Genomic DNA, 12,177 nt, shown 5'->3' on the forward strand with positions numbered 1-12,177 from the left:
AAATCAAAGCATAAGTACACTCAGCATCAGCTTATGGCTTTAATGTGTTTGAAATGCGTTTAAGATTTGAATATCGTGAATTCACAGCAGTTATTGAGTTAATGCCTAAATTACTGGAAATGCTCGGATTAAAAACTGTTCCGCACTATACTACCTTGCAGAAGTTTTTCAAACGTCTTGGATCTCACTTTCTGGACAAAATACTCGATTTTATTGTGGGATTATTCGATATTAAGGAACCATGGGTGGCGATTGATGGAACCGGACATTCCAGTGACCAGGCGAGTCTATATTACGCACGTAAAATCAAAAAACAACGTAAAAAGTGGAGGAAAAGCTACACAAAAAACCAAATAGCAATAGACACACGAACACAAGTTATACTGGCCCAGAAAGTGGCTCGCAGACCTAGACACGACTCCAAAGATGCAATACCCACTATAAGGAAAACTAAGAAATATAAACCATCAGGTTTCAGTTTAGACAAAGCATTCGACAAGGAAGAAATACACCGTGTCATAAACGAAGAACTGGAAGCAACCAGCATGATACCACCTAAGAAAAGAATAAAAAAGGCAAATACCGATTAGGAATGCTATCACTCTTCAGCAAACCCAAATATCACCTCAGAAGCCTGGCAGAAACAGTAATATCAGTTTTGAAAAGAGTTTTCGGCGATGAAAACCAAAGCCGAAGCGACCGACTAAGAAACAAAGAAACCAAACTAAAAAACAACTGCTATGACATATATCTCTACGCAAAACACTTATCCATCTAAATTTAAATATAATTTCTACAGAGCCAATTTTTCTTTCCCAGATAATCTGAAAGTTGAACTAAGTGGGAAATTTCATGTTGATGAGACAATGATAAAGTGCGATGGTGAATATAAATGGTTCTGGGAAATAATCGATGCTGATACTAAATTTTTGGTTGCTACTCATTTATCTGAAGAAAGAACTATAGAAGAAGTTATTAAGCTGTTTAAACAAGCGAAAGAAAGATCGGTTGAAAGACCAAAAAGAGTAGTTGTAGATGGTTTATGGGCTTATGAAAAAGGTTTCAAGAAAGTTTTTTACAGCAGGTATAAAGAGCATAAAGAATTTGTAAGAAGAGCTGGAATAGAAGCAAGAAACAAATAATGTTGTTGAAAAACTTCATGAAACTCTAAATGATAGGCTAAAACCTTTAGGAGGTTGAAAAGTGAAGAAACAGCCAAAGTATGGCTAGATGGCTGGTTTGTTTACTACAATTTCCTAAGACCTCATCTGAACTTGAAAGGTAAAACGCCTGCTGAAGCTTGTAGATTTGATTTGAATATAGAAAATGGTTGGGAAGATTTGATAAGAGAAGCTACTTATTATCAAACTAAGTTGACAAAATTTGTTTCTAACGAAGCGGAGACGTAAACTCGATAATTTTTATTTTTTCATTTCACCAACAATAAGTTAACAGAACCAATTATCGTAAAATTTATATATAACCTCCATAAAATTATAATATATAAAATTTTCGGTTATTATTATGAGAGTGCTTGGGAAAATTTCACATGTTTCTAATCGAGGTAATATCATAGCACGTTCAAAGAGCACACCACCCTTCAGAGCCAAAGTATTCACATCCCAAGGACAATTACTTGGTAAAGTCCAGGATATTTTCGGCCCGACAAAAATGCCATATATTCTAATAAAACCAATTCGTGCAATAAATTCTAAAAAAATTGAGAAGCGAGTTGGAGAAACTTTATATGTAGAGAGAGAATGGGGGCGAAAAAAACGAAAAAGGAAAAAATGAAAATGAAAAGGGGAATTTCAGAGATTGAAAAAGAAACAAAATGCCCAGAATGCGGATCCGAGGACCTTAGAGGGGATTATAAAAGAGCTGAGATTGTATGTGGAAACTGCGGATTAGTCATAGATGACAACTTCCTAGACATGGGCCCAGAATGGAGAGCATTCGACCATGAACAACGCGACAAACGCACAAGAGTGGGCGCGCCTCTAACCTACACAATACACGATAAGGGCCTGTCAACAATGATAGACTGGAGAAACAAGGACATTTATGGTAGAGACATACCAGCAAGGAACAGGGCCCAATGGTACAGGTTAAGAAAATGGCAGAGAAAAATCAGGATTTCTGGCGCCACAGAGAGAAACTTAGCCTATGCTTTGAGCGAATTGGACCGCGACTCTTCAAATCTTGGACTTCCAAGAAGCGTGAGAGAAGCTGCATCAATGATATATAGAAAGGCAGTTGAAAACAAACTTATAAGGGGTAGAAGCATCGAAGGAGTGGTCGCAGCGTCACTCTATGCCGCATGCAGAAGATGCAACGTTCCAAGGACACTTGACGAGATCGCCGAAATTTCAAGAGTAAGTAAAAAAGAGGTCGGCCGCACTTACAGGTTCCTAACACGGGAATTAAATATTAAATTGCCTCCAACATCACCTGTAGACTATGTGCCAAGATTCGCAACAGAATTAGGATTATCCGGGGAAGTCCAATCAAAGGCCATCGAAATAATCGAAAAGGCCATGAAAAAGGGCTTAACATCTGGTAGGGGTCCAACAGGGGTTGCTGCGGCAGCACTTTACATAGCCTCAGTACTTCTTGGTGAAAGGAAAACCCAGAGAGATGTTGCAGAAGTTGCAGGTGTAACTGAAGTGACGATAAGAAACAGGTACAAAGAATTGACAGAGCAATTGGATATGGGTGTGACCTTATAATCTTATGAGAGTTTTTCAATAGTCCTTTTAAGTTCTCCTATGAGGGCCATATTATCCCCACCCTCATATTTTTCCAATTTTTTTCTATACACTGGCAGTTTTTCTAGGAATGTTTTAATGGACTTTTTATCCGCTTCCTCGTGGAATTCACCATAGCCTAGTTTTTCAAGGTAGAATGCATTAAGGATTTGTTCAAATTGCCCTTTAACAGGGACGCTATAAATTGGTTTTTTAAGATAGAGGGCTTCGCTTATGAGTGTGAACCCTCCATTGGTGATCACCGCAGCAGCTGATCGAAGATCGTTGAAGAATTCATCCTCATTAAATTTTCTGAAATATAGGTTATTCTCGGTTTTTTCCTTGTCGAAGCCATATATGATAAATTTTCTCTTAATTTTTTTAAGGGTCTTTAATAATCTGATATTGGATTTGCTTGTTTGATAGACGAATATATGATCCCCATAATATGGTTTTAGACTCATTATCTTCCTTCTTAGGATCGGTGGGAACATAGCGACCTTTTCAGGGTTTTTGATCTTGGGGAAGAAATAACTCGTTATAATATAACGTTTCGGTCTTATGATAAATGATCTTATAACAGCCTCGGCCTTTAGTTTATCCTTTCTGTACTTTTTTGGGTATTCTATGTTACATTGAGTTATCACATGCATGTTATCCACGCTTATGAGGGGTATTCTTAGTATGTTGCTTATGAGACTTGCATAGAATTCAAAATCTGATATGACAACATTTGGTTTGAAATCCCGGGCCATTTTATAGAGCAAGCTCAGGTTTTCTTTAAGGTCTCTTGGGAATGTTTTCATGGCTTTTAGAAAAGTTTTAAGGTCTTTAACTTCATTATTTTCGTATACTGTGTTGAAACCGTATATTTCATGGACATTTTCGAATCTTTCTTTGAGGTATTTGTATGCTCGGTCACTTGCGAATATTAACACGTCATAGTCTTTAATAAGTTCTTCTAGTATTACGCCGCTTCTGATGGCATGCCCCATACCCTCTCCACATACTGAATATAGGATCCTTTTAGGTTTTTTCGTGGAATGTCCGAAGGTGTAGTTTAATTCTGAAGCGCTTAACTTCTTACCTAGAAAATCACAGAGTGTGCTCTTGGTGTATTTAAATGCTAGGTCTTTTAATCCTTCTTTTTCAAGTCTTCTTATGGATACTAGTAAGCGGGGTTTTCTCAAGACTTTGAATTTGCTTATTTTCCCTATTCTTTCTATATAATCTGTATCCTCGCCAAAGTCTAGTGATTCATCGAAACCTCCAACTTTCTCGTGGAGTTCTTTACGTGTTAATATGCCACAACATCCAGCTCCGTGGGGTTTTATGGATTCTGTGAGTATCATGAACCTATTCGCGAACTCATGGAGTATCTTATCCCTTTTTCTGGTTGATAGTGGTATCATCTGAGTTATGGCTATGCCAAGATTTTCGCTTTCAAATTCTTTGATGGCCTCTTTGAGATAACCTTCAGTTAAAACCACATCGGCGTCAAGGAATAATAGAAGCTCACCTTGGGCTATTTTAGCGCCGTTATTCCTGCCCTCAGCAGGCAAACCCCCATCAACGATCTTACAACCGTACATTTCAGCTATTTCTCGGGTTTTGTCTGTTGAATTGGCATCAGCGACTATGATTTCATAATCCTTGTAGTCCTGGTTTTTTATGCTTTCAAGAAGCCTTGGAAGGTACTCTTCTTCATTATATGTTGGTATGATTATGGTGAGTTTCATCCACATCACCTGAAGAAGGAGTAGAAGTTCCATGTGATGAAGAAACCTTTACATTTACCATTGAGGGTGGTTGTGAGCCCGTTTATTAACTTGATTTCGTTGTAGTCTGGTGACAATCTTATTATCATTTTATCATCTAATCTTTCACTTGAAAGTACTTTAAAGCTTTCTAGGTTTATATTTTCTTTTGGTTGCAGCAAGGTTACTTCATAGTATTCTGGTGTCGATAACATTAAACCTATTATTATTCTCAGGATTATAAGTGATGCTATGATTATAGAAGGGTTTATAAGGTTCTTTGGGGAGAATGGGACTTTTAAAGCCCTCATACCTAGCATGCCTGAAAGGCCTACCATTGCTGGTGTGGAGAAAAGACCACCATCTATCATACCTATCATGGTTGTGGTTATCGCGAATATAAGTATTACTTTATGGAAGTTTCGGCGGTCTCCCAAGGAGAGAAGGCCAAGAACGTAAATGAGGGGTAAGGTTATAAGAAGCCAAGGGAGGAGAAATGGTGGGGTATACTCTCTGAGGGAGGATGCGGTATGTATGTGGGTGGGGGCTATTATATTTGTGAGGGAGCTTAGGGATGCCTTGGGGAGGTGACTGTGTGTAATGCTCGTTGTAGCTGCCGGGTTAAATGTTACGAATGTTGTATATGGGTTCATGCCCATTTTAATCCTTATTAGAAATTCTGCCATGATTATTATGAGGTAAGTTGAGATGGCTAATATTATTGTGATGAGAAGATAAAAATTTTTGTCCTTCCCATTCCTAATATAGGGGCTTAGGATTAACATGCTACCCATCAAGAGGAAGAATATGATGTCTTTTCCCTCTGAGGACCCCATGAGGAATATGTGAGTAAACGAGGTTATGATAGGGTCTATTATGTCACTTATAAGTAAGATAATTCCTATTATCATGAATATGATGCCTGTGATTGTCAAGCGGTTCATATTAACACTCTCATCTACTTGGTTTGGAGGGTGACAAAGAGTACTTCCTTATAGGACTTGTGTGATGGGAAGGATAAAGTTTATGAATCATCGGGGAAATATAAATAACCTGGTGGATTAGATGGTATCCAAGAAATTGGCAGGTATAATATCCGTTATCCTAGGTATTATCTTCCTCATATCCCCTGTGGGGGGTGTGAAGGCCATTAGCATGTTCTCTGGTGTAATTTTGGCTTTGATCGGAGTTTGGATGGTTTTAAACGCGTTAAAGGAAAGATATTATAGGAGACTTTCTCTTTTGTGGTTCATCTTCGCGGTCTTGTTAATCTTTGTAGGGGCTATGTTAGCATTCCAGATAATCCTCATAATCGCCTTTGCAGGTTTCTGGTTATATGTTACAGGTTTGCTTTTCATCATAGCAGGTTTTATAGTTGTTTTCTCTGCATGGGATGTGTATGTTACAAGGACTCTTGGGGTTATGGGCATCCTTGTTGGGTTAATCTATTTTGTTGTGGGTATCCTAGTCTTCAACCCCATATTCATAGGGGTGATTATAGGCTTGATCCTGCTTATTTATGGTCTTATAATCCTATTTTCTTAATACTACGAACAACCAGACTACGATGAATATTATCAGTACAATATAGAATATGAGCCGTGTTCTCATGACCCTTTGCTGGTTTTTTAAAAGAACTTCTGCACATTTCTTTGAGCATGTTCTCTCATCTAATGGTATGGGGTTCCCACAAACTGGGCAATGTTTATGCGGTTCTACCATCATTCGATCCTCCATTTTCCTATCTATTCTGGGATTATTTTCGTGCCAACCTCACCCTTTAGTGCTCTTATAAGGTTCATAGGATCTTTACCATTTGTTATTATACATTTGATATTTGATCTTTTTATAATATGGATTGCTGTTAAGTCGAGGAACTCATAAGTCCCTGCTTTCCAATCTTTATCCTTGAAAAGGTTGAGCATTTCAGTAACTGTTATCTCTTTATAGAAGCGGGCATCGGGGTGCTTGTGAGGGTCTTTATCATAGAATCCATCCACAGAGGTTAAATTGATAAGTATGTCGGCATCTACAAGTTCGGCGAGTAGAGCGCCGACGGCATCTGTACTGTGGGCGGGTTCTGTCCCACCCATAACGAGAATTTTCCCTGTTGTAGAATATTCAAGTGCTTCATTAAAGTTGTGGGGTACCATTGGGTGGGCTCTTTCCCCAAGGGCTATTATAAGCATCTTTGCATTGAGGCGTGTGACTTCTATCCCAATATTGTCACATTGGGCCTCGTTAGCGCCGAGTCCTCTTGCCAATCTTATATAATCTCTTGCGGGTTCACCCCCACCTATGACTATGAATATTTTGTTATCGTCCTGTAGGGTTGTTAAGATCTTAGCATATTCCTTGAAGATTTTTGGATTGAAATTTTCCATTATAACAGATCCGCCTATTGTAATCACCATCTTCATAAAGGTCTCCCCACCGTAAATTTTTATACAAAGGATTTCTACTAGATTAATATTATTTGTTGTGCATAACTTAATTATAGGTAAAATTTTTTAGGAAGGAGTGATCTTTTTGGGTAAGGTATCATCAAAGAAACTTTATGAATTTCGAAGGACTTTGGAGGAGCTTGCAGAGAAGAAAGGTAGGGGCACTGAACTCGTATCAGTGTATATACCCCCCGATAGGCAGATAAGTGACGTGACTAGGCATATGAGGGAAGAGTTAAGTCAAAGTGCTAATATTAAAAGTAAACAGACTAGGAAAAATGTTCAGTCAGCTATAGAAGTTATAATGCAACGTTTGAAGTTGTTCCCCCGCCCACCAGAGAACGGTCTTGTAATGTTCGTTGGTATGATACCCCGTGGAGGACCTGGCACTGAAAAGATGGAGACATATGTTTTCGAGCCACCAGAACCTATAAAAACTTATATATATCATTGTAATTCTGAATTTTACCTTGAACCCTTAAAGGAGATGTTAGAAGAGAAGGAAATTTATGGTTTAGCCGTTCTTGACCGTAAAGAGGCTACAATAGCACTCTTAAAAGGTAAACGAGTTGAAATCTTGAAAACACTTACAAGTGGCGTTCCAGGGAAGCACAAGGCCGGAGGCCAGTCCCAGCGGAGATTCGACCGACTGATAGAACTAGCAGCTCACGAATTCCTTAAAAGAATAGGAGATCATATGAACGAGGCCTTCTTGTCAATCCCCGACCTTAAAGGGATTATCATTGGGGGTCCAGGGCATACTAAGGAGGATTTTGTAAAAGGAGATTACTTGCACCATGAGGTTAAGAAAAAGATCATAACAACGGTTGACACATCCTATACTGGCGAATTTGGTATAAGAGAAGTTATAGACAAATCAATGGATGTTTTAACAGAAATTGATGTGATGAGGGAGAAAAAATTAGTCCAGAGGTTCCTTTCTGAACTCATAAATGAGGATGGACTGGCAGCCTATGGAGAAGAGGAAGTGAGAAATTATCTCCAAATGGGGGCTGTGGAAGTACTTTTGTTATCAGAGGATCTGAGGGCAAAGAGAGCCACTTATCAGTGTCCATCCTGCAACTATAAAATGGATCTAACAATAAAAAGGGAAGAACCAAGAGAATGTCCCAAGTGTAATGATCAGATGAAAATAGTCGATTCCAAGGATCTTATTGATGATCTTGTGGAAATTGCCGAAACAGTTGGCTCTGAAGTGGAGATAATATCAACTGAGACAGAAGAGGGAATCCAACTTTTAAAAGCCTTTGGTGGTATGGGGGCGATCTTAAGATACAGACCATAAACTTGAGGAGAACCCCCACCCACTGGGAATATAAGGGCTTATCCTTTATCTGCTGATACTAGACTTCACTGGGTGGATTGTCTATTGGAGTTCCCCCCACCCCATGGGAGGGTGCGGTCGGGTTTGATTGTATATTTAGCCAAGTCTTTTAACTTTTATAAGTGATGTGACAGGGACTCCATCAATCTCTGAAATGCCTTTTTTGTCTATGAGTACCGTTACCACGACTGGGACTGCCTTCTGACCTTTTAATACTGTTACAGCTTCTTTTATTGTTTTGCCACTTGTTATCACGTCATCTACTATGAGCACTCTCTTATTTTTAACCTTTGCGAAGTTGCTGCTTATAGCACCCTTAGCATCTTTACCTTTCCTATGTTTTATCGGATGGAAAACTGCCAGTGATATGTCTTTTTTCAATTTTGAAACTATTTCATCAGCCATGAGGGTGGCGAAGGGGATGCCGCTGATCGCTATTCCAACCACCACATCTATTTCCCCATATTCTAATGCAAGATCTGCCATGGCGGCTGAAACGTGTCTCATCCGAGTGGAGCTCCCGCCAAGGCTCTCCCAGTCTATGGCAAAATCTAATGGAGCTTTTTTTATAGATTTCACACTCGTTTGGAGTGTTAACCATCTTGCAGTGTCTTTTGAAACGTTTAATTCATCTGCGATTTCCCCTGTGGTGAACCCCCTTTTTCGGAGTTCTTGGGCTTTTTTTATGAGTTTTTCCGTCATTTCACACACCTATAGGTCCCCGTTTAATGTTATGGGGCGATGTTCCCTTGCGGATTTTATAGCTGCAAGGGCTGTTCTAAGAGCGTATATCCCATCTTCTCCTGTTATTTCAGGTTCTTCGTCATTTATGATTGACATGAGGAATGATTTTATCTCATTTTTTAATGGTTCTTCATGCTTTATTTGCACGTCCTGGGCGAACTTACCATAAAGATCTATACTTTGGTCTATGTAATCTATGTTGATTATTCCATCAGTGCCTGTGATGGCTAGTTTTCTCCTTTTATATGGGGTTAACCAGTTAACTTCTAGCATGCCTGTTATGCCACTTTCAAATTTTGCCATGATCTCTGCATGGTCCTCGAATTTGCATTTTTCGAGTATGCTACCCATTGTTGCATATATTTCAGTTACCGGTTCGCTGAATAAATAGTGCATCACATCTAGGTCATGGATTGCAAGATCTATTGTCACGCCAACGTCCTTTATCCTTGGCGGGAATGGTCCAACCCTTTTTGCCGATGCTGATACCACGTCACCGATAACATCATTTTCTATAAGTTCTTTTGCTTTTTTCACAGCTGGGTTGAATCTTTCAACGTGTCCTGTGGCGAGTTTCACTCCTTTTTTCCGCGCGCTTTTAACCATATCCTCTGCTTCTTTTAAGGTGAATGCGATAGGTTTTTCGACAAGTACGTGTTTTCCGTGTTCAATTGCATCCATGGCCACCTGGTAGTGGTGTGTTGTTGGCACGCAGATGCTCACGGCTTCTATATCTGGTATTCTTAAGAGGTTCTCATAATCTAGGTAACCGCGAGCATTATACTTTTTTGAGGCTTTTTGTAATGTTTCTTCCATTATATCTGCTACTGCTATGAGATTGGCTGTTTTGAGGCGGTGGTAAACTCTCGCATGATTGTAACCCATCGCCCCTACACCGATTACTCCTACATTTACTTTTCTCAAATGTAGTCCTCCATTTCATTCGCGACTTTTTCACCCAACTCTTGGGCTTTGTTGATGGGACCCTCTAATGTTACCTGCGATAATATATCACCTTCTCTTGATAAAAGGATAGCATATAAGCATAGTTTTTTATTTCGTGTTCGGGCTATCACACCAAGGGGCCACTGGCAACCGACCCCTAGTTCTTTCAAGACACTTTTTTCTGCTTTAACTTCTTGCAGTGACCTATAATGGTTTAGTTTGCTTATTAGGTTGAGGTGGGGATTGTCTTTTCTTGTTATAACTGCTAGGGCTCCTTGGCCAGCGGGTGGTGTTATGTATTTGAGTGGGAATCTCCTCTTGATATTCTCTTCTAGTCCTAGGCGTTTTAGTCCGGCTTCTGCCATTATAGTCGCGTCTATTTCTCCTTTCATGACTTTTCTTATCCTTGTGTCTATGTTCCCACGTAGGGGTTCTAGTTTGAATTCTTTTTTATAGTGTTTGCAGAAGGCTTCTCTTCTGAGGCTGCTGGTACCTATTCTTGAATTGGCTGGTAGTTCATCCCAGTCTAGTCTTGATACTAGTACTTCGTGGGGCGATCCTCTTTTTGGTACTGCTGCTATTGTTAGGTTTTCATCTATTTCTGTTGGGACATCCTTTAGGCTGTGGACTGCAAAATCCACCCTTTCTTCTAACACGGCAATATCTAGTTCCCTTGTGAATATGCCTTTTCTGTCAATTTTATATAATTGTGAATCTTTTATTTTGTCACCGCTTGTTTTCACTATGACTTTTTCTATTTTAGTTGGGCTTATCCTTGAAAGTTTGCCTATTATATCTTCTGTTTGTTTTAATGCGAGGCGACTTCCTCTTGTCCCTACCCTCAAGGTGATGATCCCTCCCATTTTTTGGGGGTTATCTTTCTCTGAGTTTAGAATATTCTGAACGATAAATTAATATTATATGTTTTTTGGCGGTTGAAAGCGCATATTTCATGGCATCTTCTCTATTTTCAATATGGGGGATTTTCTTTTGGAGTTTTTTTTGGATGTTCTTGCCTAGTTCTCCTGTTAATATAATCTCCCCAGTGGAGTTTTCAAGTATATTGGCGGTTTTATTCTCATCTATTTCTTCGCAGGTAATCCCATAATCTCCCCCTAATATTATAATGGGGGTGTTGAAATTTTCAGCCATCTTTAGTGTGTATTTTATGGCCTCTGCATTTATACCAGGGTTTATCTCTTCTATTATTATCTTTTCATCAAGGTTGCGTCTGGAACTTCTACCCCTGACACCTTTAAAGTTTCTGAGACCTTCCTGTATCTGTTTTATATTGATATCAAGGGTTAGTGCACCTGATATTGCTGCCAGTAGGTTTAGGAGGTAGTGTGGACCCGGGGCGAAACTTTCAACTGGGAATTTAATATTATATTCTTTGCCTGTTATTGTTTTAAGGCCTTTTACATGTACCTTTAGGCGGGTTTTTTCAAGGCCATAATCTATGTTTGTGGCGTGGATGTTGGCATCTTTTTCTGCTATGGAGAATGTGTTCACGTTTTTGAATAGACTGTAGTATTTTTTATAGGCTGTGTGTTCACAGCATGTTATTTTACTCTTGAATATTTGGGCTTTGGCTTGGCTTGCCTTTTCTTTTCCTCCTTGGATGGGGTAGTCTTCTACTATGTTGGTCAGTATTCCCACGTCTGCGAGGCCTGTCCCTCCTAGGGATGATTCGAATATGCATACTTGGTAATCTAGGCCGTTGGCGAGTTTCACTGCTTCTATGATGCTTGCTGGTGTTATGCTTATGTTCTCTTTAAGTTTTTTTTCGGATAAGAAGACTCCTAGGCTGCTGAGTGTTAGGGGATTTTTTTCTCGCAGGATCTCTTTAAGCATCCATACTACGCTTGTTTTGCCTTTAACTCCTGTAACTTCTATTATCGGGGTTTTGGAGAGTTTTTCATCCTTTGATAGGAGGAATTTCACTATTTCATGGTGTGTGTAGTCGACTTTTAAATTGAGGGGGCAGTGTATGGGTGCTATTATTTTCAGATTATCTGATTTTGGGATTTTTTTGACGAGCTTTATTCCTTTTTTTGTGAGGATTTTTTTACTTTTTTGGTTGAGGGTATTGTAGATGTCCCATGCGAATACTTTTTTAAAGTGTTTTTTAAGTGCGAGTGCTATTGTGATGCCGCCGTGGGTAAGATCTACTACAAGCGCTTCCATTATTATAC

General features: G+C 39.3%; 16 protein-coding genes. 8 read left to right on the forward strand and 8 right to left on the reverse strand.

Annotated features, from left to right (window positions below; translation table 11 throughout):
* Positions 1–53: 53 nt before the first annotated feature.
* From ACZ5XX_RS04950 to ACZ5XX_RS04975, 6 genes are all read left to right on the forward strand, one after another.
* Entirely contained in the window at positions 54–590 is a 537-nt protein-coding gene (locus ACZ5XX_RS04950; RefSeq protein ID WP_464583113.1) for a transposase, read from the forward strand.
* 2 nt (positions 591–592) lie between these two features.
* Complete coding sequence (locus ACZ5XX_RS04955; protein ID WP_464583114.1) at positions 593–778, forward strand: hypothetical protein; 186 nt, start codon at positions 593–595, stop codon at positions 776–778.
* Between the two features lie 88 nt (positions 779–866).
* Entirely contained in the window at positions 867–1,142 is a 276-nt protein-coding gene (locus ACZ5XX_RS04960; RefSeq protein WP_464583115.1) for a DDE-type integrase/transposase/recombinase, read from the forward strand.
* A gap of 54 nt (positions 1,143–1,196) precedes the next feature.
* On the forward strand, positions 1,197–1,409 hold the full coding sequence (locus tag ACZ5XX_RS04965; protein WP_464583117.1) for a hypothetical protein: 213 nt from the start codon (positions 1,197–1,199) through the stop codon (positions 1,407–1,409).
* A 115-nt stretch (positions 1,410–1,524) separates the two neighbouring features.
* Complete coding sequence (locus ACZ5XX_RS04970) at positions 1,525–1,794, forward strand: Gar1/Naf1 family protein (RefSeq protein ID WP_464583118.1); 270 nt, start codon at positions 1,525–1,527, stop codon at positions 1,792–1,794.
* 2 nt (positions 1,795–1,796) lie between these two features.
* Complete coding sequence (locus tag ACZ5XX_RS04975) at positions 1,797–2,729, forward strand: transcription initiation factor IIB (RefSeq protein ID WP_464586238.1); 933 nt, start codon at positions 1,797–1,799, stop codon at positions 2,727–2,729.
* Between the two features lie 2 nt (positions 2,730–2,731).
* On the opposite strand, the gene ACZ5XX_RS04980 is transcribed toward ACZ5XX_RS04975, so the two are convergent.
* Positions 2,732–4,486 carry an MJ1255/VC2487 family glycosyltransferase gene (locus ACZ5XX_RS04980; RefSeq protein ID WP_464583119.1) on the reverse strand — a complete coding sequence of 585 codons (1,755 nt, stop codon included), beginning with the start codon at positions 4,484–4,486 and terminating at the stop codon, positions 2,732–2,734.
* 5 nt (positions 4,487–4,491) lie between these two features.
* On the reverse strand, positions 4,492–5,448 hold the full coding sequence (locus ACZ5XX_RS04985; RefSeq protein WP_464583120.1) for a hypothetical protein: 957 nt from the start codon (positions 5,446–5,448) through the stop codon (positions 4,492–4,494).
* A 121-nt stretch (positions 5,449–5,569) separates the two neighbouring features.
* On the opposite strand from ACZ5XX_RS04985, the gene ACZ5XX_RS04990 reads away from it, so the two are divergent.
* The gene (locus ACZ5XX_RS04990) at positions 5,570–6,049 is read left to right on the forward strand and encodes a DUF308 domain-containing protein (protein ID WP_464583122.1); all 480 of its coding nucleotides are present in this window, start codon (positions 5,570–5,572) and stop codon (positions 6,047–6,049) included.
* On the opposite strand, the gene ACZ5XX_RS04995 is transcribed toward ACZ5XX_RS04990, so the two are convergent.
* Both ACZ5XX_RS04995 and pyrH read right to left on the reverse strand, forming a co-directional pair.
* Complete coding sequence (locus ACZ5XX_RS04995) at positions 6,038–6,229, reverse strand: DUF2116 family Zn-ribbon domain-containing protein (protein WP_464583123.1); 192 nt, start codon at positions 6,227–6,229, stop codon at positions 6,038–6,040. The two genes, ACZ5XX_RS04990 and ACZ5XX_RS04995, sit on opposite strands and share 12 nt — an antisense overlap.
* Before the next feature lie 20 nt (positions 6,230–6,249).
* Complete coding sequence (pyrH, locus tag ACZ5XX_RS05000; RefSeq protein WP_464583124.1) at positions 6,250–6,924, reverse strand: UMP kinase; 675 nt, start codon at positions 6,922–6,924, stop codon at positions 6,250–6,252.
* A 109-nt stretch (positions 6,925–7,033) separates the two neighbouring features.
* On the opposite strand from pyrH, the gene prf1 reads away from it, so the two are divergent.
* On the forward strand, positions 7,034–8,254 hold the full coding sequence (gene prf1 / locus ACZ5XX_RS05005) for a peptide chain release factor aRF-1 (protein WP_464583126.1): 1,221 nt from the start codon (positions 7,034–7,036) through the stop codon (positions 8,252–8,254).
* A 135-nt stretch (positions 8,255–8,389) separates the two neighbouring features.
* Here prf1 and ACZ5XX_RS05010 read toward each other — a convergent pair whose 3' ends face one another.
* Genes ACZ5XX_RS05010 through cfbE form a run of 4 tightly spaced genes read right to left on the reverse strand, consistent with a single transcriptional unit; the run spans position 8,390 to position 12,169 of the window.
* On the reverse strand, positions 8,390–8,995 hold the full coding sequence (locus ACZ5XX_RS05010; protein WP_464583128.1) for an orotate phosphoribosyltransferase-like protein: 606 nt from the start codon (positions 8,993–8,995) through the stop codon (positions 8,390–8,392).
* 9 nt (positions 8,996–9,004) lie between these two features.
* Entirely contained in the window at positions 9,005–9,961 is a 957-nt protein-coding gene (locus tag ACZ5XX_RS05015) for a Gfo/Idh/MocA family oxidoreductase (RefSeq protein ID WP_464583129.1), read from the reverse strand.
* Positions 9,958–10,827 (reverse strand): hydroxymethylbilane synthase, encoded by an 870-nt coding sequence (hemC, locus tag ACZ5XX_RS05020; RefSeq protein WP_464583130.1) that lies wholly within the window; start codon positions 10,825–10,827, stop codon positions 9,958–9,960. Before hemC ends, ACZ5XX_RS05015 begins: the two co-directional genes overlap by 4 nt.
* Before the next feature lie 28 nt (positions 10,828–10,855).
* Complete coding sequence (cfbE, locus tag ACZ5XX_RS05025) at positions 10,856–12,169, reverse strand: coenzyme F430 synthase (RefSeq protein ID WP_464583132.1); 1,314 nt, start codon at positions 12,167–12,169, stop codon at positions 10,856–10,858.
* Positions 12,170–12,177: the final 8 nt, after the last annotated feature.

The sequence above is a fragment of the Methanothermobacter crinale genome (assembly GCF_055397825.1).